This window comes from Candidatus Krumholzibacteriota bacterium (genome assembly GCA_034520215.1).
GTDB lineage: Bacteria > Krumholzibacteriota > Krumholzibacteriia > Krumholzibacteriales > WJIX01 > JAGHBT01.
Genome location: JAXHNR010000002.1, coordinates 534,146 through 557,464 on the forward strand (window position 1 = coordinate 534,146; position 23,319 = coordinate 557,464).

19 protein-coding genes are annotated in these 23,319 nt (G+C 47.0%); 14 read left to right on the plus strand and 5 right to left on the minus strand.

The annotated features are described in order from the left end of the window. The first annotated feature begins 16 nt into the window (after positions 1-16). Both U5O15_08980 and sppA read left to right on the plus strand, forming a co-directional pair. Positions 17-1,630, plus strand: a complete 1,614-nt coding sequence (locus U5O15_08980; GenBank protein MDZ7860775.1) for a C69 family dipeptidase — start codon at positions 17-19, stop codon at positions 1,628-1,630. A gap of 123 nt (positions 1,631-1,753) precedes the next feature. After that, positions 1,754-3,493: a signal peptide peptidase SppA gene (gene sppA / locus U5O15_08985; protein MDZ7860776.1), complete on the plus strand. Its 1,740-nt coding sequence runs from the start codon at positions 1,754-1,756 to the stop codon at positions 3,491-3,493. 321 nt (positions 3,494-3,814) lie between these two features. Here the strand turns inward: sppA and U5O15_08990 are convergent, their stop codons facing one another. Together U5O15_08990 and U5O15_08995 are read right to left on the minus strand one after the other, a co-directional pair. Then, positions 3,815-5,929, minus strand: a complete 2,115-nt coding sequence (locus U5O15_08990; protein MDZ7860777.1) for a hypothetical protein — start codon at positions 5,927-5,929, stop codon at positions 3,815-3,817. Between the two features lie 55 nt (positions 5,930-5,984). Continuing rightward, a complete protein-coding gene (locus U5O15_08995; protein ID MDZ7860778.1) occupies positions 5,985-6,779 on the minus strand; it encodes a T9SS type A sorting domain-containing protein in 795 nt (264 codons plus the stop codon). Positions 6,780-7,107: 328 nt separating this feature from the next. On the opposite strand from U5O15_08995, the gene ggt reads away from it, so the two are divergent. From ggt to U5O15_09035, 8 genes are all read left to right on the plus strand, one after another. Then, positions 7,108-8,841, plus strand: coding sequence for a gamma-glutamyltransferase (gene ggt / locus U5O15_09000; protein ID MDZ7860779.1), 1,734 nt, complete (start codon positions 7,108-7,110; stop codon positions 8,839-8,841). Between the two features lie 131 nt (positions 8,842-8,972). Then, positions 8,973-10,334: a sigma 54-interacting transcriptional regulator gene (locus tag U5O15_09005; protein MDZ7860780.1), complete on the plus strand. Its 1,362-nt coding sequence runs from the start codon at positions 8,973-8,975 to the stop codon at positions 10,332-10,334. Positions 10,335-10,530: 196 nt separating this feature from the next. Continuing rightward, on the plus strand, positions 10,531-11,082 hold the full coding sequence (locus U5O15_09010) for a NifB/NifX family molybdenum-iron cluster-binding protein (protein MDZ7860781.1): 552 nt from the start codon (positions 10,531-10,533) through the stop codon (positions 11,080-11,082). A 211-nt stretch (positions 11,083-11,293) separates the two neighbouring features. Then, on the plus strand, positions 11,294-11,659 hold the full coding sequence (locus U5O15_09015) for a DUF5320 domain-containing protein (GenBank protein MDZ7860782.1): 366 nt from the start codon (positions 11,294-11,296) through the stop codon (positions 11,657-11,659). A 24-nt stretch (positions 11,660-11,683) separates the two neighbouring features. Further along, positions 11,684-11,815 (plus strand): DUF5320 family protein, encoded by a 132-nt coding sequence (locus U5O15_09020; protein ID MDZ7860783.1) that lies wholly within the window; start codon positions 11,684-11,686, stop codon positions 11,813-11,815. Between the two features lie 248 nt (positions 11,816-12,063). Continuing rightward, positions 12,064-12,879 carry an Mrp/NBP35 family ATP-binding protein gene (locus tag U5O15_09025; GenBank protein MDZ7860784.1) on the plus strand — a complete coding sequence of 272 codons (816 nt, stop codon included), beginning with the start codon at positions 12,064-12,066 and terminating at the stop codon, positions 12,877-12,879. A gap of 156 nt (positions 12,880-13,035) precedes the next feature. Further along, complete coding sequence (locus tag U5O15_09030; protein ID MDZ7860785.1) at positions 13,036-14,220, plus strand: aminotransferase class I/II-fold pyridoxal phosphate-dependent enzyme; 1,185 nt, start codon at positions 13,036-13,038, stop codon at positions 14,218-14,220. 20 nt (positions 14,221-14,240) lie between these two features. Then, a complete protein-coding gene (locus tag U5O15_09035; GenBank protein ID MDZ7860786.1) occupies positions 14,241-14,888 on the plus strand; it encodes a class I SAM-dependent methyltransferase in 648 nt (215 codons plus the stop codon). A 152-nt stretch (positions 14,889-15,040) separates the two neighbouring features. Here the strand turns inward: U5O15_09035 and U5O15_09040 are convergent, their stop codons facing one another. Further along, a complete protein-coding gene (locus U5O15_09040) occupies positions 15,041-15,376 on the minus strand; it encodes an FHA domain-containing protein (protein ID MDZ7860787.1) in 336 nt (111 codons plus the stop codon). 340 nt (positions 15,377-15,716) lie between these two features. Here U5O15_09040 and U5O15_09045 point away from each other — a divergent pair, with 340 nt between their 5' ends. The 4 genes from U5O15_09045 to U5O15_09060 all read left to right on the plus strand — a co-directional run bounded on the left by U5O15_09045 (position 15,717) and on the right by U5O15_09060 (position 20,035). Then, on the plus strand, positions 15,717-16,151 hold the full coding sequence (locus U5O15_09045) for a hypothetical protein (GenBank protein MDZ7860788.1): 435 nt from the start codon (positions 15,717-15,719) through the stop codon (positions 16,149-16,151). A gap of 28 nt (positions 16,152-16,179) precedes the next feature. Continuing rightward, positions 16,180-17,439 (plus strand): glycosyltransferase, encoded by a 1,260-nt coding sequence (locus U5O15_09050; GenBank protein ID MDZ7860789.1) that lies wholly within the window; start codon positions 16,180-16,182, stop codon positions 17,437-17,439. 61 nt (positions 17,440-17,500) lie between these two features. Then, entirely contained in the window at positions 17,501-19,108 is a 1,608-nt protein-coding gene (locus U5O15_09055; protein MDZ7860790.1) for a tetratricopeptide repeat protein, read from the plus strand. Positions 19,109-19,117: 9 nt separating this feature from the next. Next, positions 19,118-20,035 carry a polysaccharide deacetylase family protein gene (locus U5O15_09060; protein MDZ7860791.1) on the plus strand — a complete coding sequence of 306 codons (918 nt, stop codon included), beginning with the start codon at positions 19,118-19,120 and terminating at the stop codon, positions 20,033-20,035. A gap of 94 nt (positions 20,036-20,129) precedes the next feature. On the opposite strand, the gene U5O15_09065 is transcribed toward U5O15_09060, so the two are convergent. After that, positions 20,130-20,660, minus strand: a complete 531-nt coding sequence (locus U5O15_09065; GenBank protein ID MDZ7860792.1) for a hypothetical protein — start codon at positions 20,658-20,660, stop codon at positions 20,130-20,132. Between the two features lie 220 nt (positions 20,661-20,880). Further along, positions 20,881-23,280, minus strand: coding sequence for a PAS domain S-box protein (locus U5O15_09070; protein ID MDZ7860793.1), 2,400 nt, complete (start codon positions 23,278-23,280; stop codon positions 20,881-20,883). Positions 23,281-23,319 lie beyond the last annotated feature (39 nt).

The following is a 23,319-nucleotide window of genomic DNA, read 5'->3' on the forward strand; positions in this document are numbered from 1 at the left end:
ACTGAAAGGAGATCAAATGTCAACCGGTATTTTTAAATCGATTCGTAAATTCGTTCTCTATGCCGCGGCGATTTCTCTGTCGGCTGTGATATTATCCGCTGAAAATATATCAGCCGCCGGTATACCTGACGGCTGTACGACTGTTACCGTAGGCCGTCTCGCTTCGTCGGACGGATCCGTTATGACCTCTCATACCTGTGACGGGCATGACGGGAGAACGTGGCTCGAGCCCATTCCGGCCGAGAAGCACGGCAAAAACGAACTTGATACCATATACATGAAAACGGATTATATGGCCGGACCGGGGGACACAACCGGATTAGTGTATAATGGAGCAATTCCCTATAAGACAAAAACATACGGGCACCTCTGGGCAATCTATTCGATTATTAATGAGCATCAGCTCGCCATTGGCGAATCCACCTTCGGCGGCAGAGAAGAGATGAAGAGTGAGAAGGGGATAATAAATTGCTATGAGCTGACGCGCATAATGGCGGAGCGGTGCAGGACGGCCCGTGAAGCTATAAAACTGGCTGGTAAACTTCTTGAGAAATACGGATACAACGACGGCGGGGAATGTCTTACTATAGCGGACACGAAAGAGGTCTGGCATTTTGAGGTTGTAGGCCCCGGAGAGGGCAGGGTCGGAGCTGTCTGGGCCGCTCAGCGGGTTCCGGATGATCATGTCAGTGTAAATGCCAACGCGAGCCGAATCCGCGAGCTCGACCTGGATAATAAAGATTATTTTATGGCTTCCGATAATGTCCGCGAAGTAGCCCGGGAGATGGGATTGTGGGATAAGGAAAGCGGGGAACCTTTTCAGTTCTGCTATGCCTACGCGGACCGCCGGTCGATGTGGGCTAGAAGACGCGAATGGAGAGTCTTTGATATTGTGGCTCCGTCACTCAACCTGGATCCTAACGGAGAGAATTTTCCATTTTCCGTTAAACCTGAGGAAAAGATATCGCTTGAGGATATGTATGCGATATTCGGCGATTATTATGAGGGTACCGACTATGATATGACCAAGTTTATGACAGTGACAGATGAAGACGGCAGGAGTGTGAAAAGTCCTTACGCTAACCCCTTTATGAATTATGACCAGATGCCTCTGTGGAAGATAAACGGTTCTCTGCACGAAATGGGAGAGCGCACAATAGCACGGTTTTACTGTCTTTACGTTTTTATCTCTCAGTCACGCGGCTGGCTTCCCGATCCTATTGGAGGAGTCGCCTGGTTCGGATGGGATAATCCGGCGATGACCTGTTATGCTCCCATATACTGCTGCGCGAGAGATCTTCCCGATTCCTATAAGATAGGGGGAGAGGGCGGAAAGCCCGCGTATACACGAGAAAGTGCATGGTGGGCTTTCAACCGGGTTGGAACAATAGCCGCTCACAGATGGGGGGATATGCGTCATGATGTAGCCGCTGTGAGAGATTCAATTCACAAGCAGGCCCTGGCGGATCAGAAACGTGTAGAGGACAGGGCGTTGAAACTTTTCGAAGAAGATCCTGATAAAGCCGTAGAGTATCTTTCAGAGTACAGTTATGATTTCTGTGAGGAAATAACAGAAGCCTACTGGAAGCTTGGGGATAAGCTGTGGACGAAATATGATGAAAAGTTTTAATATTTTATTATGCGGGGCGGGCGAATTTCACGGGGGATTTGAAATGCTCGAATTTAATTCCGGCTGATTCTAAATGCTGTTTTTATCTTTAACGGGAAGTAAAAGGAAAAATGGAGGTCTGAGATGAAATCGTTTTTCAAGTCTTTCTTCGCTTCACTTCTGGCTATAGTAGTGGTTATCGTCATTATTTTTATTGTCGGGCTGACTGCTATTTCCGTTTCGGGGAAAAAGGAAACAGTAAAGGACGGATCTTATCTTGTAATAGATATTTATGGAGATATTCAGGAATACAGACCTCCGGTGGGTATTATGTCTGAAATTATAGGAGACAGGACTGAAACCCTGCAGAGAATCCTCGGTAATCTTGAGAAGGCCTCGGTCGATGAGAGGATCAAAGGGGTTATAATGAAAATGTCCGGCACGAACAATGCCGGAAGGGCGATGATCCAGGAGATAAGAGAAGCAATAAAGATGGTTCAGAAAAAGGGAAAGAAGGTCTACGGGTTTTCAGATTCGATTGACCGCAAGACCTGCTTTTTAGCGAGCGCGTGTGATTCTGTCTTTATGCCTCCGACGGCATATATCACTTTCTTCGGGTTTTCAGTTACCACAGAGCATTTCCGCGGTACTCTCGATAAATTGGAGATCAACCCGCAGCTGCATAAGATAAAAGATTACAAGAGTGCCGCTGAGATGATCATGGACAAAAAGATGTCAAAGCCGGCGCGTGATAATAAAGAGTGGATGCTTGATGAGTTCTGGGATATGTACGTTCAGGCCCTCCGGGAAGACCGCGGTATCGGCGAGGATGAAATTATTGAAATAATGGAGATGGCCACTCTGTCTGCTCAAGACGCGAAACAGGTTTCTCTTATAGACAGCGTGATGTACTGGGATGAAATTGAAGAGATGCTAAAGGGAACGGATGACGAACTCAGAGTCGTTTCTCAGGAGGAATACGCCCGGATAAGCCCGAGAATTGTCGGCCTCAGGGGTAAGAAAAAGATCGCGGTCATACACGCGCAGGGAACTATAGGGGGAAGAAAAAACAAAGTGGACCCGATGCTCGGAATAATGATGGGACATGAATCTATTGCCGAGGAGTTGGAAAAGGCCCGGGAAGACGATGGTGTCGCGGCAATTGTATTCCGCGTAAACAGTCCGGGGGGAGAATCTCTCGGAAGCGATCTTATGAGCCACGAAGTTGATGTAACGAAAGAAAAGAAACCCGTTGTGGTCTCGATGGTGGATGTCGCGGCGAGCGGAGGGTATTATATAGCTTACAGGGCCAGTAAGATTGTCGCCGACCCCATGACTGTGACAGGATCGATCGGTTCTATAAGCGGCAAGATGAATATCAACGGATTAAACGAAAAGGTGGGGATCACGCACGATTTTGTCAAAAAGGGGCCAAACGCTCTGATGTTCTCACCCTACAAGGATTTTACGGATAAACAGTGGAAGATTTTTACGGATAATCACCTCGAGGGGTTCAACAGATGGCTCAAGGATGTCGCGGAGCATAGAGGGATGACTTTTAATGAGGCCCAGAAACTTGCTCACGGCAGAGTATGGACAGGGCGCCAGGGAAAGAAGAACGGTCTCGTGGACGAACTTGGCGGACTCACCAGAGCAGTTGAAGTCGCCAGGGAACTGGCGGGGATAGAGCCGGAAGAAAAGGTTACACTCGTGCACTATCCGATAAGAAAAACCCTTTTTGAGAGTATTATAAGCGGACAGTTCGACCTCGCGGCCGCGGTAAACCATATAATTTATAAATATATAAGGGAAGATCTCGCGGAAACCTGGGAGATGATATCTTCAAAAAGATTGTACATGCTGGATCGAATGGAGATAAATTGATCTGTAAAGTCCCCGATTGTTACTGTATATGACTGTTATGGAGTCTGGGGGTTTATGGGTTATTCATAATAGTATAGACTGCCGGAGGCGCCGGCACTCAACGCGGTAGTAAAAGTGTTGAGTTTCCTTCCCCTCAGCAGGTAATCCGATAGATCCCTGCCCCGGCGCCCGCGTATAATGAGTTGAAAGGATTTAAGAGGTCTAAGCTGTTCAGATATTATCAAGCGGATATGTAACAAATTAAGAAAAGGGGGAGCTTGTTGTAAAAAACTCCCCCTTTTGCCTAATTAGACATTATGCCTATGTGATTATACCTGCCTGTTATTTATTATTTCCCATCTCTCTTTCCAGCTTTTCCATTCTTTCTCTTATCTCGGCGAGTTCTTTTTCTACCCTGGCTTCGTTCGCGGCTATTGATTCTGTCCTCTCAGCGGTGATATCGGCTTCGGTCATGCCGGGATTGCCGCTTGAGTTGTCCTCTGGGATGTCGCCTCCACCCGCGAGAGTCGGTGAAACTGTGCCGTAGGATGTCGGGATATAGATCAGGGTTAACTGCGTATCATAGGCTTCAATGTCCGCCCCGGTATCAAGAAGGTCACCCAGGAAATAATAGGTATAGGTGCCCGCGGAAGCAACTTCAAAAAGCCCGTGCCCAGTAATTGGCATGTTATAATACCCCGTAGCCGCGTCGGATGGAAGTCCAGCCATTATATCCTGATTTGACGGCAATGAAGAGTTATTGTCTGAAACACCAAAATCAGCCCGGCTGTAAGTTCCGTTTGTGTGGTACACTGTCAGTTGCGCGGATGACATAACGAGCACATAACCTGAAGCGGGTACGGTGATGCTCCTGCTGCCAATAACAGTAGCTTCGGCGCCAATTTCCGTTGATGAAAGACCATCTATGTAACTGGCCGCTCCGGGTTCATCGAGAATCTCTGAATTTGAGATCGAATTTGCCGGAAGGGAGACTGAGCTGTTACCGGGAGAATCCATATTAAAGTAAGCGCTCCTGCTGGCCCCCATAATTCCGACTCGTGGATTCTCGGTGCCGGAATAATTTCCATCCACACTGAATCCGGTTGATCCGGTAGACCTTCTTACATAAAAATATCCACCTACTCCATGTACGTCAGGCATCATTGATATTGTTGAATTGCCAGCTTCATCATATAAAGAAACTTGTCCGCCACTACTGTAGTGAGGGGAGATCACTGCCAAGGGATCGTTGAAGCCTGATTGATAGAGCTTAAGATTACCTGTATACAGGGAGCTTCCTACGCCTACCGTACCGGTGCTGTCCACATGAAGCACTTCCCTTGAGCCCGCGCCCAGAATAAGGTTGTTCAACCCTCCCTGAACCCGGATTCCGGCTGAGCCGGCTCCTCCGCCTTCCGTGGCTACTCCGAATTTAAGACGGTAGTTTTCATCTCCTATCTTAAAGTCGCCCTCTGTGTTGTCGAGGTCCCACTCTCCTCCGCTGATATCAAGTTTTGTCTCGGGGGTTGCGTCATCTATACCTATATTTGTGCCGTCGTTATAAATCGCGCTGCTGGCCGTCCAGCTGCTTCCGTTGTGCCGAAGAGTCTGCCCGGATGTGCCGGAGGGCAGGGAAGCGCCGCCCGATGTTAGCGACTGCCATGAACCTCCGTCATATCCTTCGAAATCTGAACCGGTCCAGCGCATGGTTCCCGCGTTTGTGCCTGTAGAACTTCCTAGTTTTATTCCGCCCGCGACATCCAGCAGTTCATGTGGATAAATAGTTCCTATGCCGACATTTCCTCCGGACAAGATCCTCATTCTGTTTGAATTGTATGTCACAAAAGAAAGAGCGTTAAGAGATGAAACAAATAAATCCCCGCCGTCCGCTTTCCTGAGGCCGGCCTGTTGTGTGCCGTTAAAGGCAAAGGAGAGAACATTCTGTCCGCCCGTTGTATTGTTGTCTATTTCAATAGCGGCGTTATTACTCGACAAATTGTCGTAGTGGATTTCAAGTTTGCTTCCCGGGCTCGCTGTCCCGATGCCCACGTTTCCAGTCGCGGGAAACACATTATCGGTACCGGTTACAGCCATAGCGTTTAAGCTGTAAGCTGATGCGGTAAGCGCTGTTCTTGGAGTAAGTTCAGTTCCCCCTTCGACGCTGATTCCGAGATAGTACTGAGTATCGAAAGAGGGAGCAAGCACGCAGCTTTCGCCAAGCACCGCGCTGAATATCCCCTTTGTAACTGTTACTGTTTCTGTGCAGTTCCAGATAGACGAACCGCCGGTAGCTACCGTGTAGAGATTAAATGTGAGATCATAGTCTCCGTCAGCTACTACTGTCCCTCCGTTGTCAGTAAGTACTCCCTGATAATTGATAGTCTTTGGTATCTGGGCCGTCGCGGCGGTTGCTATAACGATCGCCGAAATAATAATAAAAAACGCCAGTTTCTTCATCTTGAGTCTCCTCCATTTTTTGTTTCCTGTTTTGTTAATAAACACTGAATTCCCTCTATCTCATAAGAACAAGTTTTTTGGTGATAACCTTTTTGCCGGCTGCCAGCCTGTAATAATAGACGCCGGAGCTGACAGGTTTTCCGCGGGAATTCCTGCCATTCCATTCTGTCCTGTATCTGTCTGCCGGTTTAATTTCGTCAATTAGAGTATTTATTTTTCTTCCCCTGACATCGAAGATGTCAAGTGTGACGCGTCTCTTGTCCGGAATAAAAAACTTGATCGTAGTCGACGGGTTGAATGGATTCGGAAAGTTCTGATAGAGTGTGACCGGTTTTGGCGGAAGTGTCAGTTCAAATGTCGTAGAGCGTACTACTTCACTCTTTTCTTTAACCGCGCTTATGTAATATCTGTAGCTTCTCCCCGGAATTGCGGACTGATCGCTGTATTCAACCGTCGGCTCGGCTTCGATTATGCTTTCGTTGATGCGCGTAAAATTCGCGCCATCCCCCTCAGCGCGGTATATATCATATCCGTCAAACGGCGCGCCGGATTTTACCGTCCAGTTGAGAAGTACGGTGTCATTTGTGTATTCCCCCTTAAAAGATACTATAGCCACGTCAACGGCGGATTCAAGGTCCGCTACATACCAGAAGCCCAGCTTGACGTTGTGGGAGCTTCCGCTGAGCCTGTCGGCTGCGGCCTGCCCCGCGGTGTCATAAATAATATTTGTTCCGCTTCTTACTGTCCCTCCGCAGTTAAGTGTCCCGTGCGGTATCAGATATTGAGTATTCGCCCGCGCGGGAAACATCAACAGCAGAGGAATGAGAAGCAGCAGTATAACACTTTTCATCTGCCCGCCTCCTTTGTTTTTTGAATTAAGGATCATGTATAGGTTATTATACCCATATAATATTTTAAGCCGAAAAAAGATGCAAGCAGGTTCTTCTTATTCTTCCACGGAGGGATCTACCTTTGAACGGAGTTTTTTAGCCGCCCGCGGCTGATTATAATAAGTTCATGTAAAGAAGATCAATATGTTAGTATATTTATAGTAAAAAGGAATGGTGAGGTGGGTTAGCACTTTTTAGATCTGTTTCTATCGGTTTTATTTTGTTCTGCCCAAATTCCTTTATTGAGAGCTTATGGTTAAAGTGTTTTTTTTGGCCGGGAGGTTTAAAGTGTCTGCTTTAGGAGGAATTGTACGGCGCCGATCTGCTTCGGCGCTGTTTGCCGCAATAATATCTTTAATTCTATTTTCCGGATGGCCGCGTGCTTATGACAGGCCCGCTGGGGAGATGTACGCCTCCCGCTCAGAGGTTCTGGCCTCAGAGGGAATGGTCTGCGCGGCACAGCCGCTTGCCGCTCAGATCGGAATAGACATTCTTAAAAAGGGCGGAAGCGCCGTTGACGCCGCTATTGCAGTAAATGCCGCCCTCGGTCTGATGGAACCTGTTTCCAGCGGGGTTGGAGGAGATCTTTTCGCCATTGTATGGGACGCGGAAACGCAGAAGCTCTACGGTCTTAATGCCAGCGGCAGAGCTCCCCGTCTTTTAAATATCGAGGAAGTTAAGAAAAAGGGATATTCAGAGATTCCCTATACCGGCGTGCTGCCTCAGACAGTTCCGGGGTGTGTTGACGGATGGTTTGAGCTTCACGGGCGTTTTGGGAAACTTGATATGAAGGAAATTCTCGCTCCCGCTATTCGGTATGCCGAAAAGGGTTTTCCCGTGACAGAAATAATAGCTCACTACTGGAAGATAGGGGGAGAAAGACTTAAAGATCAGCCGAACTTCGCGAAGACATATCTTCCCGGGGGGCGGGCGCCTCTCAAGGGAGAGGTCTTTAAGAACCCGGATCTTGCCCATACGTATTCCTTGCTCGCGGAAAGGGGAAGAGATGCTTTCTACAGGGGTGAAATCGCGGAGACAATAGATAAATTCGAAAGGCGTATCGGCGGGTATCTTCGCCTGAAGGATTTTGAAAATCACACCTCAACATGGGTAGAGCCAGTCAGTACCGGTTACAGGGGTTACAACCTGTGGGAATTGCCTCCGAATGGACAGGGAATAGCGGCTCTTCAGATATTGAATATCATAGAGGCTTTTGATCTTGAGGCCATGGGGCATAACAGCTCTGAATATCTTCATCACCTTATCGAGGCAAAGAAGATAGCTTTTGAAGACAGGGCAAGTTACTACGCAGATCCGGAATTTTCAGATATCCCGGTTGATAAATTGATATCAAAGGAATATGCCCGCGGAAGAAGGAAGCTTTTGAATCCGGAGAAAGCCCTCAAAGCTATAAATCCGGGGGATATTATACTCGAAAACGGCGAAACTACCTATCTTGCTGTCTCTGACAGTGAAAGGAATTTTGTTTCTCTGATACAGAGCAACTACGCGGGTTTTGGTTCCGGTCCCGTGCCGGACGGACTTGGTTTCTGCCTGCAGGACAGGGGGGCTCTATTTAATCTTGATCCGGAGCACCCAAATTCGCTTGAGCCGGGGAAGAGACCCTTTCATACGATAATCCCGGCTATGGTAACCCGGAAGGGCATGCCTGTATTTGCTTTCGGAGTGATGGGAGGTTCGATGCAGCCCCAGGGACACGTTCAGATCCTCTGCAATATAATCGACTTTGGTATGGGGATTCAGGAGGCCGGGGACGCTCCGAGATTCAGGCATCTCGGATCTTCTCAGCCAACCGGCCGAAAGATGTCGGCGGGCGGCAGAGTGGCTCTTGAATCTGGTATAGGCAGAGAGGTTATAAGGGAACTTATCGAAAAGGGGCACAGGATAATAAAAGAGAGTGGCGGGTTTGGAGGTTATCAGGGTATATGGTGGGACCACAGAAATGATATCCTGATAGGAGGCTCGGAATCGAGAAAAGACGGATGCGCGATTGGGTATTGAGATATATTGTATTCAATATATACTACAATTGCACTATTGCAATGTTGTTCTTGAAACTTCCTATTATTTTCATTATTATTGGTAAAGAGGTTTAAAATGCCGGTTTCTTATTTTATTGGCAGGTAGTTTACGTGAATTCAGGTTTTGATTTAAAAAATGAGATAATATTAAGCAGTATCGCTGACGGCGTCTTTACAGTCGACCTTAACTGGCGGATAACATATCTCAACAGAGCGGCGGAAAGGATTATCGGAGTCTCAAAGGAAGAGGCCGAGGGGAAATTCTGCGCCGAGATCTTCAAGGCGAACGTTTGTGAAAAGGATTGTGTGATGAGAAGGACGATGAAGACGGGGGAATCGATAGTTAATGAAGCGATAACCATACTTAGAGCAGACGGGAAACCCTTGAAGCTTTCTGTTTCTACCGCTCTTTTAAAGGACGGGGAAGGTAATGTTATAGGAGGCGTTGAGACGTTCAGAGATATCTCAACGGAGATCGAACTTAGGAAAAAACTCGAAAAGAGCTACAGTTTTGAAGATATTATCAGCAAAAATCATAAGATGTGGGAGCTTTTTGACGTCCTTCCCGATATCGCCGAAAGTGACAGTACTGTTCTTATAGAAGGTGAAAGCGGGACCGGCAAAGAACTGTTCGCGAGAGCGCTTCACAATTTGAGCTCCAGGCATAATAAACCGCTTGTTACAGTAAACTGCGGAGCTCTGCCGGATTCCCTGCTGGAAGCTGAATTATTTGGGTATAAAGCCGGAGCTTTTACTGACGCGAGAAAAGATAAACCCGGAAGGTTTGCCATGGCAAGGGGAGGGACGATATTCCTCGATGAGATCGGTGATGTTTCCAGGGCTATGCAGGCCCGGCTGCTACGCGTACTCCAGGAGGGTGTTTATGAACCTCTCGGCGGCACTGAGACAGAAAAAGCGGACGTGAGGATTATCGCCGCCACTAATCAGAGCTTGAAAGGGCTTGTCGACGCCGGGGAATTCAGGCAGGACCTTTACTACAGAATAGATGTTGTAAGGCTGGATATCCCTCCGCTTATTTCCAGGATAGAGGATGTACCTGTTCTGGTAAGGCATTTTGTCAATATGTTCAACACGCTTAAAAGCAAGAATATCAAAGGGGTATCCGCGGATGTTATGGCTGTGCTTATGGGGTACGGTTTCCCCGGCAATGTGCGTGAGCTTGAAAATATAATTGAACACGCCTTTGTTCTCTGCCGCGGGGATGTTATAGGCGTAGAGCATCTTCCGAGTTTTTTAAGAAAAGAAAAACAGAAAAGTGAAGTTTCGAAAGTAAGCAGTCTCGACGAGCTCACATCGGCATTTATAAAGGATGTTCTAAGAAGAAATAACTGGAGCAGGAAGGAAACCGCCAGGCAGCTGGGGATACACGAGACAACTCTTTGGAGAAAGATCAAGAAGTTAAATATTGACCTTCCCCGCGTTGACGGGCGCAGTTCGAAAAAGAATCCGTAATTCTGCTATATTTGCAATTATGCAGTAAATCCCGTTTAGATAGCATAGCATTATTGCAATACTATCGAATATTTTACCACATCCCGGAAGGTATAATAACTTTATAAGAGAATTAATAGCAATAAGATACAGATTGCTTTCCTGCAATCTGCTTTTCTGGTACATATAATGCAATTTCGAGTGGATAAGTGATATTATGTCGAGAATAGCGATAACAATATGGAATGATAGAATATCCCCGGTTTTTGAGTCAGCCGGAAGGATTATCCTAGTTGAAGTAGAACAGAACCATGAACTGTCAAGGTCGGAGCGGGAGCTGCCCGTTACCCCCTTTCACGAGGCGGAGAGAGGCAATTATAACAGATCGTTTTCACCGCGATTTGATGAAGGGCTTGTATGCAAAAAGATCGAAAGATTAAGGGAACTTGATGTTGATATTCTTGTTTGCGGAGCCATATCCAATTTTACAGCCGGGCTCGTCAGTTCAGCGGGTATAGAGATTATCGGATGGATAAGCGGTTATAAGGAAGAAGTTATTCAGGCGCTTATAAGAAACAGGATAGGTGATGATGGGTTTCTCATGCCGGGGTGTTTCGGAAGAAGAAGGAGGAGGGGAAGGAGAAATTCCAAGGACGGCAGGTTTCGAGATGGCGGTAATTATAACTTCAACGGATTACAAGAGCGATGGGCGGGTGGAAGTAATCGTAATAGGGGAAACAGGTTAGATGGAAATAAGAAGAGGGATTAGATGTGGTATTCAATAATAGAAAGGATTTTATTAATTTCAGATAGGAAAAGATGAGGAAGGAAGCAAACGAATGAATTTTATGGTTTTAGAAGCAGGGAGGTGTTTTAGCGGAAGATCAATTCTTAAACGCGAGTGGATAAAGGAAGTGTCTAAATAAGTTTTTTATATTGAGATCTGAATTGAAAAGGATCTCTAAGGAAAGGAGGCAGTTATGCCTGGAGGAGACAGAAGAGGACCTGATGGATACGGACCAATGACAGGTAGAAGCGCTGGTTACTGCGCTGGTTACAATATGCCGGGATTTATGAATCGCTCGGTCGGCGGCGGTTTTCGCGGCGGAGGCGGATTCGGACGCGGTGGAGGACGTGGATTTGGTCGAGGTTATGGATATGGCGGCCGCGGCTTCAGATGGAATAACAGTTTCTATGGAGCGCCGTACGCCGCGCCCCCTGCGCCTGCCGCGACGAAAGAGCAGGAAATGGAATACCTGAGCGAACAGGCGGATTATTTAAAGGAAAATCTGCAAAATATTACCAAACGCATCGAGGAATTGGAGAAAGAAAACAAGAAAGGTTAACTGCTAAGTATAAAGGAGGCAGATATGCCGGGAGGAGACAGAACAGGACCTGACGGAGACGGTCCGCGTACTGGAAGAGGAAGGGGAGACTGCGGCAAGAAAAGTGGAGGAGGGCGCGGAACAGGAAGCCCCGGAAGAGGCAGAAACAGACAGTAGATTTTTACAGAGTGGATGATTATCATTCTTACAGGAGAACGAGGATGGGGTATATCCGTGTGTCATGAATAGAGAATTGCCCCGGAAGGAAAAAGGTTACTTTACTTTCCGTTATCTATTATAGTTACAATGGGATGTGCGCGCGGAGAATAGAAGAGGCCTGAAGTTGCTTTGGAAATCAACCCCGCTTACAAAGTATAACAGGTTCTGCTGAGCGATGTTGTTGTTAAAGCCGGACAGGAGGGAAAATGAACGATGCCAGGGAAGAAGCAAAAACAAAAATAAAAGAAAGAATGGGCACTATCAAACATAAGGTGATTGTTCTTTCGGGTAAGGGCGGTGTGGGCAAAAGTACCGTGGCGGTTAATCTGGCTGTGTCACTTGCTTCCGCGGGTAAGAAAGTAGGTCTGCTGGACGTTGATATTCACGGCCCGAGCGTTCCCACACTTCTCGGTGTCGAGGGATCTCAGCTGAAGGGGAACAAGGAATCTGTTGAACCGCTGAAGATCGATGATAATCTTAGCGTTATGTCAATAGCTTTTCTCCTTCGCCAGAGTGATGACGCGGTAATATGGCGCGGCCCTTTGAAATATAAAATGATCCAGCAATTTCTTTCGGATGTCAGATGGGGCGAGCTTGATTATCTTATTGTGGATTCTCCGCCTGGAACCGGAGACGAACCTTTGAGTATTATTCAGCTTTTGGGAAAGGCGGACGGGACGGTAATAGTTACGACTCCGCAGAATGTGGCGATATCCGATGTGCGCAAATGCGTTACTTTCTGCCGCAAACTTGACTTGCCCGTGCTTGGCGTAGTGGAAAACATGAGCTGGTTCGTATGTCCGAAGTGCGGGGAACGCACGGAGATATTTAAAACCGGCGGAGGTAAGGTGATGGCGGATGATATGGGAATTCCGTTTCTCGGAAGTCTCCCGATGGATCCGTCTGTGGTTAACGCCAGTGACGAGGGAAAACCTTTCGTCTCTTCACAGGCCGATACTGAGGTAGCGAAAGCGTTCACCGCTGTTTCCGCCCCTATATTGAAGCTTGGCGAAAAGGATTGAACTTAATAACGGAAATGAAATAATTCTGTTTCGAATAATCGTTTTCTCCTTTCCTCCGATCGATTACTGGAATATTGTTATGTTTTTGGTTATAATACCGGAGTAAGTTCCAATACAACTTGTTGAATTGGTTTTTCATGAAGGGAAAGGCACAAAATGAAGGATATAAGAAAACTGGGAGAGAATACCAAGTGTGTTCACGGAAGTTTAATACCCGATGAAACGGGTTGTGTTGTAACTCCGATATATCAGACATCGACATTCGCGTTCAAGGATGCTGACCACGGGGCCAGACTTTTCAGCGGCGAGGAAGAAGGGTATATCTATACCCGTGTGGGAAATCCGACAATTGAATCTGTTGAAAATGAGGTGGCTATACTTGAAAACGGATACAAGGGAGTTGGTTGCGCTACCGGTATGGCCGCGGTTCATCTTGTATTTGCTTCTTTGCTCAGCGCCGGAGACCATGTGATCAGCAGTGAAGCGGTTTACGGCTCAACAAGTAAGATACTGAGTTCCGTATTCCCCAGGTTCGGAGTTAAAGTCAGTTTTGTGGATACTTCGGATACTGAAGCGGTAAAGGCCGCCGTTAGACCCGAGACAAAACTTATATATGTTGAAACTCCCGCGAATCCTACTATAGTTGTTTCGGATATTGCCGCTATTGCGGATATTGCCCATAATAATAATGTGAAGTTCTGTGTAGACAACACATTCATGAGCCCCGTGCTTCAGAAACCCCTGGATCTCGGCGCGGATCTGGTTCTTCATTCGATGACAAAATTTCTAAATGGCCACGCCGATGTTGTAGCGGGCATAGTCGTTTTAAAAACAGAAGAGGATTATGACCATTTCCGTTCCATGGCTACGGAATTTGGAGGAACAATCGATCCTTTCAACGCCTTTCTTGTGGCAAGAGGAATAAAAACGCTGTCGGTTCGAATGGAACGTCATTGCAAAAATGCTCAGAAGATAGCGGAATATCTTGAGACTCACCCCAAGGTTGAAAAGGTGGTTTTCCCCGGTCTTAAATCGCACCCTCAATATGAAACACATAAGAAACAGACTAACGGTCCGGGGGCGCTTATCAGTTTCTTTCTCAAGGGGGGATTGAAAGCGGGGAAAACGATGATGAATTCCGTAAATTTAAATACCCTCGCTGTCAGCCTTGGAGGTGTTGAATCCCTCATTCAGCATCCGGCTTCTATGACACATGCCTGTATGTCAGCTGAGGAGAGGAATGAAGCCGGTATAGGCGACGGCCTTGTTAGAATATCCGTAGGGATCGAGGATGTTGAGGACTTGATAGCCGATATCGAACAGGCCCTTGAAAAGGTATAAGAATTTTATTGGTAAGGTGAGTGTTATCAGCGATGTTATGGAGTCCGCGTCAAGTTACCCCGCAAGAGATTGAAGGTGCTGCCGCCGGGTTAAGAAACAGAAACACTATATACAAAGAAAGAGGGCACAACCGGGCGGAAGCTGTAAAATTTATTATTGACTCTGTGGATCTTTCCGGGAAGCGCATTCTCGATATTGGAACGGGCCAGGGGTTTACCGCCGTTGAAATTGCCAGGAGGGGGATCCCTGTCAAGACCGTTGACCTATCGGAAGAAAATTTACAAAAGGCCTATCTTTACGCTATGGCGGAATCTGTCGCTGAGTTTATAGAGTTTCATCTATTAGACGCGGCCAGGATGGGTTTCGACGATAACAGCTTTGATCTTGTTGTTATGGTAAACACCCTGCATCACCTTAAAGATTTCAAGAAAACAGCCGGCGAGATTTCACGCGTTTTGACACCGGGCGGGATTTTTGTTGTGGCTGACCTTACAGAGGAGGGGTTCGAAATTCTTCACAGTATTCTTAACAGCGAAGGCCGTGAGCACCAGAGGAGTAACCGAAAAACTATATATGATATAGCGCAGATCATTCCGGAGTTCGGCCTCAAGTGCCGCAGTCAGGATATTCGGTTTCAGGAGCATTTGATGGTAGCGGAGAAGAACTGAAAATTCACAAATTCACCCGTACTTTTTTTCAAAAATATTGCTCTGATTTACCCGAGTCGCAGCGCCTGGTTTATATTCTCACTTCTAAATGGAATATTATAATTGAAATAAACCATCTCAGGCCATAGTGAAGGATATGTGTCAGCGGTAATTCAGCATTTGAATTCAAGCGAGAAATCCCCTATTGATATTTTATCTTTGTTTTTCAGTTTTTTCCGGTGGATCTCTCTGCCGTTTATAAAGGTGCCGTTTTTACTGTTCAAATCTTCGACCCAGCAGCCGGATTTTGATTTGTATATTATGGCGTGTTCTTCAGAGACAAGATTGTGATCAAGGCAGATATCGCAGTCAGTGCTTTTACCCATAAGGGTTTTTTCGCCTTTCAGTTTCATTTTCAAACCCGAAAAATAACCGTTTGTTATAATAATTGTTTCATTCTTCGATTTAGGGCCCGCGCTTCTCTTAGAAGTATTAGCTTTACTAGTCATATTTGAACCTTCCGTAATAGTATAATTTACGGTTAATCAATTTACGGATATTAGTTGCCACGCTTTTTCGCAAATAATGTTCCATGTTGTATGCCCGATTTGAGTATAAGTATTGTATCTCTTTGTTTTACATGAGCTTATAGAATATATAAAGATCTAATTATCTCTCCTGAATATTTGATTTGTAATGTTTTTTGCATTATTAATTGTTGTATTATGGCAACTTTCTCTCTTATAATGGGGGGCGGGACGTGTATATATTTTATCGAGGCTTGAAACTTGCATAAAGCTTAAATAGTGTAGATTTATAGGTACTAACAGGCCTGTAACGGTGTATAAAATGGATAAAGAAAAGAGAACGGATAAAAGAGAAGGAAAAGATAGTATAGAAACAAGCGGTGTTCTCGGGTTTATCCTTCATGTGATTATAGGGATTGCGGGCTGGACGGTGTTCGGGTATTTCTGGTTTGTAGTAATAAAGAGAGGGGTTGGCAGGGGTATCCCTATCGCCGTTATCTCGATGGCTGTTTTTACATTTCTTCTCGTAACTTTTACATCTCTATGGATCAGGCATAATATAAATATATCTAAAAGAAACAGAAGGAGAACCACCCCCGATATTTCACCGAATACATACGCGTTCGATAAGGTTGGAGCTGAAGTTAAAATTGAGGATATTGAAGTATTGAAGAAATCGCCTTTGATAGAGGTTACCGTTGACGCCGGCAAGAAGATATTCAAGCCTCTTCAGGTACAGACTGAAGATAAGGGATAGAGATTAAACAATCTTTCAGGTTTAAATAATGGATATTATTTCTGTATTGGAAATTATTGAAAATTCAGGCATTTATCTGACAGCTCTTGTCTATTTTGCCTGGTATCCGATATTATCAAGCATAATGTGGATATTTACGGCTCTTGTTTATTTCTTCCGTAATGAAAAGGGAGACCACAGAAAATTCTATGAACTTGATGAGTATCCAATGGTAACGGTTGTTATACCGGCATTTAATGAAGAAAGAAATATAGGTCAAGTCCTAGAGAATACATGCAACCTGAATTACCCGAATTATGAGGTAGTTGTTATCGACGATGACTCTAATGACCGTACAGTTGATTTAGTGATGAGGTTTGTAAGAGAGGGAAGAGTTCGCCTTATAAAAAAGAAAGCAAATCAGGGGAAAGCAATGGCGCTTAATGACGCGATTCCCTGTACGAAGGGTGAATTCCTGTTGATAATAGATGCTGACGCCAGTCCGGATCCCGATATACTCAAGTTTATGATCCCTCATTTTAAGTATCCCAGAGTGGCGGCTGTTACGGGGAATCCAAGGGTTGTAAACAGAAAGTCATTTACAGGGAAGCTTCAGGCGATAGAGTTTTCTTCGATAATCAGCATTCAGAGACGCGCTCAGAGGGTATGGGGGCGTATTATGACGATGTCCGGGGTTGTTGGAGCTTTCAGAAAAAGCGCGCTGTTTGATGTCGGATTGTATAGTCCCGAGATGGCAACAGAGGATATTGATATGACGTGGAAGCTTCAGTTGAAGCATTACGATGTAAGATATGAATCCAAATCTATTGTATGGATGAGAGCGCCGGGGTCATTTAAGGGTCTTTGGAATCAAAGAAAGAGATGGGCTCTCGGCCAGGCCCAGGTCCTCAGAAGATACGGAAGACGAATGGCTGACTGGAAAAACAGAAGGTTGTGGATGGTGATGCTGGAATCTCTGATGTCAATCGTATGGGCTTATGATTTTGTTATTCTTACAATTTTGTGGGTTTATTCCTACTCTATGGGTTTTCCTCCAGTTGGGGCGTCTCCAGTCCCGAACTGGTGGGGGATGATGATTTCTACTGTCTGTATGATGCAGTTGCTTACAGGAGTGATTCTGGATCGTAAGTATGACAGGGGACTCGGATGGTATTACGGAGTCGCTGTGTTCTATCCGATTATCTACTGGATATTTTTAGCGATGGTAACGGCGTCTTTCTCTCTGCGCGGATTACTTAAAAAACCCGAAACAGGCGTAATGACCCGCTGGAAACCAATAAGGAAGTAAGTAAGATGATTTTGTTTTCTATTTTAATCTCGAAGAGATCGCCTCTGCCGGAGGAATTGAGTTGACAAAGAGCTTTAAGATAATAAGAGTGGTGTTTATCGCGATTTTTCTGTTTATTATTCTTCCGCAGATCAATCTTCGGGGAAATGAACAGCAGGGCGAAGACGTTCTTCGGCGGGCAAGAGAAGCAGCTGCGGATGACAGGCACGGGGAAGCTCTACGGTTGTATTTTAAAGCCGGCAGGATGGATACATCGCTAATAGGAGAACTCGGAAAAGAAATCGGTCTTCAGTACACGTGGAGTGATAAACCGGACAGTGCGATAATATGGTTTCAGAGATATCTTGAGACTCACCCTGAAGACATAGAAGGGATGCTCGGACTGGCGAGGGCTCTTTCATGGGCGGATAAGAATTCAGAGTCTCTTAAGTGGTACCGCCGCATAACCCGTGAATATCCAGGTGTTTTAGATGCCAGAGTTGGAGAGGCGAGAGTCGTATCATGGCTCGATAGAAATGCTGAAGCGGAGGATCTATACAGAAAGATAATCGAAAAACATCCCGGTAATACTGAAGCTGCTCTAGGTCTGGCGCGTGTTCTTAACTGGCAGGGTAAGCACCGCGAGGCAATGTGTTTGTATAATGATATACTCGAGGAAGATCCTGACTCAAAGGAAGCTTTAAAGGGGAAGGCTCAGGCCCTGAAGTGGCTTGGACTCGGAAGCAAAGCCCTCGAATTGCTTTATAAAATTGAAGGCGACTCTGAAGCGGAAGAAATCATCAGTTCTATCGAACACGACAGGGCGCCACGCTTAAAATTCAGCTACGGTACTTCTTATGACTCGGACGGTCTGGAAATTCACAGGGGTGAAGCCGCCGGGCTTTATAATATTTACGGTGAAACAACGATAGGGCTTGGTGTGGCGAGGCTTTCTATGAGACAGGAGGCAATGCCCCATGTGACGAGAATCGATGCCGCCGCCCGCCTCTATAGCCGGTTTAATGAAGACTGGGCTCTTCATCTGAATATTCTGCCGGTGTTTCATTCGACCGGCAGCGAAGATTTTACAGCCCTGACCTGGGATGGATGGCTGACGTGGAATCCCACGGGAAGATTCAGAGCGGATCTGTCCGCCGGCAGAGCGGTTATAGCGACCCCTCTGTCGGTACAGAGAGAGATTATATTTAGCGGCAGCGGCATCGGGATTGATTATAAGATAACACAATCATTCAAAGCGCTGACAGCCTATGATCATAGATCGTATTCTGACGGAAACAGGCGGAATTTAGTTAAAGCCGCTTTCCAGTGGAGGATAATCTCTTCTCCTGTGATAGTAGAAGTCCAGCCGGGATACACATTCTTTTCATTCAGAGAATATAAACCGAACGGTTATTACAATCCCGCCGGATACCACAACGTTGGAGTTCAGGTTGGGATTGGCGGGGATTTTTCTGAATCTGTATATTACAGGATTGAGGGAAGATTATCCCGTGAAAAGGAAAAGGGAGAGGATTTCTTTTCTGTAGGTTCCTTCAGGTCCAGCGTTGAATGGAGGGCGGGGGATAGCCTGGAATTAGGCGGCGAATTTTTTGCTTCCAATTCGCGCGTGGCGGGTGAAGCGGGATACAGCAGAACGTTCACCCGCGTCTTTTTAAGAATTATCTTCTGACGGTTGGCTATGATAAATTACGTTTCAAAAAAGAGCATTGTAATAATAGTGTTTCTTATTACTTCTTGTATTCTAAGTTCATGCGCAAATGACAGAGATTCAGGATTTGATAACAGGGCGCCGCGTTCGGAAGCCGGAATACCTGTACTTGCCTACCATTATTTAAATGACAGAAACAGATTTGAACAGGGGGGAAGAGCCTTAGGCACGGTTCTTCTGAATTTGCCCCTCCTGACGGTAAAGGATGCATGGACGGTAAGATTAGACGATTTTGAAAAGCAATTAAGATGTCTCGATAAAAACGGTTATAAAACCATTACAATGGATGAGCTGAAATCTTTTATGACCGGCCGTGAAGAGATGACGGGAAATTGTGTGGCCATAACATTTGACGACGGCGATAGAAGCGTTTACAAATACGCGTATCCGCTGCTTAAGAAATACGATATGAAGGGCACTCTTTTTATTGTTACTTCCAAGGTCGGGCGGAATTGGAATAGTCTTAATATCTCCCCGTGGAAAGAGCTGCGTGAGATGGAGGAATCAGGAGTTATCGATATTGAATCCCATACGCATGATATGCACTCTAAGCTGCGGGAAGGGGATATTCCCCATCCTGTCTTTATCGTTTCCGGAGAGACAATAGATAACAGCAGGAAGGAAAAAATATTCAATGACCTTAGACGGTCGAAGGTATCTCTGAATTTTAACCTCGGAACAGGGTCGAATTTTCTGGCCTGGCCTTACGGTTTCGGAACAGACATTTCAGATTCGCTCGCGGCAGCAGCCGGGTTTGAGGGTATATTGACTCTAAAGAGCGGAAGAAACTATCCTGGAGACCCTCTATCTGGAATCAAACGTTTTGCTGTTACATCCAAGACATCTTTCACTAGATTCAAGAAGATTGTCGGAATTGATTGTAATTAGACAGGCACACCGGCAATGTGTAAAAAAAAGAAAAAGAATGCCGGCAGGCGAGGTGACCGGCATTCTCAGACTGAAGCGCTTATTAAATCATTCTTTATCGTCTTCTTGTTCTTGATCCCCTTGTATTTACACTTCTGGTAAAATTCTTCAATCTCGGCCGGCTGATACCGCCTCTGCTGGAAACGTGTTTCCGTCTGTAGTTTTGTGAAGTACCGTGATGGAAACTGCCGTTTGTGATCCCGTGGCGGCCTCGCGCCGGGTGGTCGAAACTGGCTGTACCGCGGCTTGGGGCTCTCCGGCGTTTCGCGGTGGAAGTTAAAAATCCTACCTTTCCCCGCTGGGTAAAACTTGAATTAACAAACGCCCAGTTTGCTCTGCCGCTGCGGTAGCGCCTCGCCGAACCATTCTGTGAAGCACTTCTTCCGAAGGCTCTGTGAGTTGTCTTGAAGCTGACGGGGGTTAAAGCGTCAGACTGACTTATATTATTCCATTGCCTGTCCAGCCTGTTGCTCATCGAGGAAGCCCACTTGTTAAAAGATTCACCGGCTGAAGTTGTGCCCGAAACAGCAGCTGCAAGAACTGTCACGATCAGTATAAATACGGATTGTCTTAATGATAAACGCATTGTTGTCATTCCGATCTATTTTAAGTTAGTGGATAAGACGAATTTAGAAATGCTTAATGTTCGCGCAGGGTATATAAAGAGGAGAGGAGTTACTTGAAATCTAATACTATTGTACCATTTATTCACGAAATTGTCAAGTTGCCGGGTGATGTATCGGGCTGAGGATCAGCGTCTGCTGCAGCCGTTTGATGGCCGTCGCGTGCATCCGGCTTGTTGGCAGCTATATCGTTTGTACGGATGAGGCATCGAGCAACTCTCGCACTTTGTGAGCGAGGTCATCGCGTGTGAACGGCTTGGACATGAAATGCATGCCCTCGTCAATTACACCGCCTCTGCTTATCACATCAGATGTGTAACCGGACATGAACAGCACCTCGACGCCTGGCTTGGCCACAGTGATTCTTTTCGCCAATTGGCGTCCATCCATTCCGGGCATGATCACGTCGGTCAACAACAGATGAATGGCCCCCGAATGCTGGGCTGTCAGTTTCAAGGCTTCGCCCGGTGTCTCCGCTACCACGACGTGATACCCGAGGGTTTCCAAGAAACGGCCACAGGTTACGCGCAGTGCTTTCTCGTCCTCCACCAACAGGATGGTTTCCCCCCGACCTCTGGGTGCTTCCGCCTTGCTGGTAACGGTTGTTTTCACGACCTCTGCCTCAACCTCTTGCAAATAGACCCTGAATGTCGAGCCCTTGCTTGGTTCGCTGGAGGCGTCTACGGATCCGAAGTTCTGCTTGGCGATACCATAAACGGTGGCCAATCCCAGACCCGTTCCCTTGCCGATCCCCTTCGTCGTGAAGAACGGCTCGAACACCTGCTCCAGATCCTCCTCGTTTATTCCGCAGCCATCATCGCTGACCGAGAGGCAGACATACTCTCCGGGGATGGCATCCGGATGGCTTGCGCAATAGTCTGCATCAATGTGAGCGCTTTTGGTTTCGATGACGATCTCCCCGACGCCGGGGATGGCGTCACGAGCATTGACGCACAGGTTGGCAAGGATCTGGTCAATCTGCGCCGGATCGATCAGTACCGAACCGGTGCCCTTGCCGGGCCGCCAGACCAGATTGATGTCCTCGCCGATGAGCCTCCGCAACAGTTTGAGCATGCCCTCCACAGAATCATTGAGGTTCACGATCTTGGGCTCAATAGTTTGTTTCCGGGCAAAGGCCAGAAGTTGCCGGGTGATTTCAGCCGACCTCTCGGAGCACAAGGTTATTTCGTCGAGCCACTTGCGGATCTCATGGCTCGGCTCAATTTTATCCTTGCACAACTCGACGTATCCTATGATGCCCATAAGAAAATTGTTGAAGTCATGCGCCACGCCCCCCGCCAACCGGCCCACGGATTCCATCTTCTGGGCTTGGTGGAGTTGTGCTTCGAGGTCCATTTCGTGAGAGAGGTCGCGTTTTACGGCGACATAATGGGTGGTCTTGCCCGTCATGCTTTGCACGGGTGAGATCGTGGACTCTTCCTTGTAGAGGCTGCCGTCCTTTCGTTTGTTGATCATACGGCATCGAAACACACGCCCGGCGGTCAGTTCCGTCCACATCTGACGGTAAAATCCTTCGTCGTGCTTGCCGCTCTTGAGAATGCGCGGGTTCCGGCCAATGGCTTCTTCACGGGTGTAGCCGGTAATTGTCTCGAACACCGGATTCACGTAGACGATGCTGCCCGTCTGATCCGTGATGACGATCGCCTCTGCCGCCTGCTCCACCGCAATCGCCAACAGGTCGCGGGATTTTTGGGACTGCTTGAGGGCCGTGATGTCCACATACGTTCCGATCACCCCAACGATTTCACCGTCTGTATTGAGCATCGGCATTTTGTTTGTCAGCAGTGTAATGGGGTCCCCGTCCGGGTTCGTCTGGGTTTCCTCGACGAGCAGCTTGGTGCAACCACTTTCGATGACGGCTCTATCATCGGCGCGATACATTTCCGCTTGCTTGCGCCATCCCATCTGGAAGTCGTCTTTTCCGATAATGTCCTTGGGATCATCGAAACCCGCATCATGGGCGAATGCCGCATTGCCGCCCAGGATGACAAGATCCTTGTCCTTCCAGTAGACACGAGCGGGTATTGCATTGATAATCCGTTGGATCATCAGTGCGGATTCCCGCTCCACTCTTTCTGCCTTCTTTCGTTCAGAAATGTCTCGGATGTTGCACTGCATGACCTTCTGGCCGTTTTCCAGATAGGTATTGCTGATGAACTCCACCTCATGCCGCTTTCCATCGCGACCCTCCAGCGCCAGATCATCGTACCGGATGAATTCCTTCTCCTGTAGCTCGGAAAAGTTGGCCTCGTTGGCGACGACATCCGATAGGAAACCGAGCTCCCAGACTTTCTTCTTGACCAAATCTTCGCGCGAGTAGCCCAGCAATTCCAATAGATACGGATTGGCATCCGTGATCATCCCGGTCTCGGCGTCGAGGATCAGAATACCGTCCTTGGCAGACTCGAAGAGTCTGCGATAGCGGCTTTCCGAGGCACGCAATGCCTCCCACACATCGGCACTCGCGGGTGTCGAGCCATGACGACGTCCCGTTTCGCAATCTGGTCTCTTGTTTTGGCTCATATTGCTTTCCTCTCCTTCCAGCCCCGCCTGCTGGTGCAAGTGATGTAATGGACTCCTCAGTAAATCTGTATGACATTG

Bases quoted from the DNA above. Each gene is read 5' to 3' on its own strand.
- U5O15_08995 (MDZ7860778.1), bottom strand. From the start codon at position 6,779: ATGAAAAGTGTTATACTGCTGCTTCTCATTCCTCTGCTGTTGATGTTT.
- U5O15_09050 (MDZ7860789.1), top strand. From the start codon at position 16,180: ATGGATATTATTTCTGTATTGGAAATTATTGAAAATTCAGGCATTTAT.
- U5O15_09015 (MDZ7860782.1), top strand. From the start codon at position 11,294: ATGCCTGGAGGAGACAGAAGAGGACCTGATGGATACGGACCAATGACA.
- U5O15_09060 (MDZ7860791.1), top strand. From the start codon at position 19,118: ATGATAAATTACGTTTCAAAAAAGAGCATTGTAATAATAGTGTTTCTT.
- U5O15_08990 (MDZ7860777.1), bottom strand. From the start codon at position 5,929: ATGAAGAAACTGGCGTTTTTTATTATTATTTCGGCGATCGTTATAGCA.
- sppA (MDZ7860776.1), top strand. From the start codon at position 1,754: ATGAAATCGTTTTTCAAGTCTTTCTTCGCTTCACTTCTGGCTATAGTA.
- U5O15_09030 (MDZ7860785.1), top strand. From the start codon at position 13,036: ATGAAGGATATAAGAAAACTGGGAGAGAATACCAAGTGTGTTCACGGA.
- U5O15_09025 (MDZ7860784.1), top strand. From the start codon at position 12,064: ATGAACGATGCCAGGGAAGAAGCAAAAACAAAAATAAAAGAAAGAATG.
- U5O15_09065 (MDZ7860792.1), bottom strand. From the start codon at position 20,660: ATGCGTTTATCATTAAGACAATCCGTATTTATACTGATCGTGACAGTT.
- U5O15_09010 (MDZ7860781.1), top strand. From the start codon at position 10,531: ATGTCGAGAATAGCGATAACAATATGGAATGATAGAATATCCCCGGTT.
- U5O15_09045 (MDZ7860788.1), top strand. From the start codon at position 15,717: ATGGATAAAGAAAAGAGAACGGATAAAAGAGAAGGAAAAGATAGTATA.
- U5O15_09020 (MDZ7860783.1), top strand. From the start codon at position 11,684: ATGCCGGGAGGAGACAGAACAGGACCTGACGGAGACGGTCCGCGTACT.
- U5O15_08980 (MDZ7860775.1), top strand. From the start codon at position 17: ATGTCAACCGGTATTTTTAAATCGATTCGTAAATTCGTTCTCTATGCC.
- U5O15_09040 (MDZ7860787.1), bottom strand. From the start codon at position 15,376: ATGACTAGTAAAGCTAATACTTCTAAGAGAAGCGCGGGCCCTAAATCG.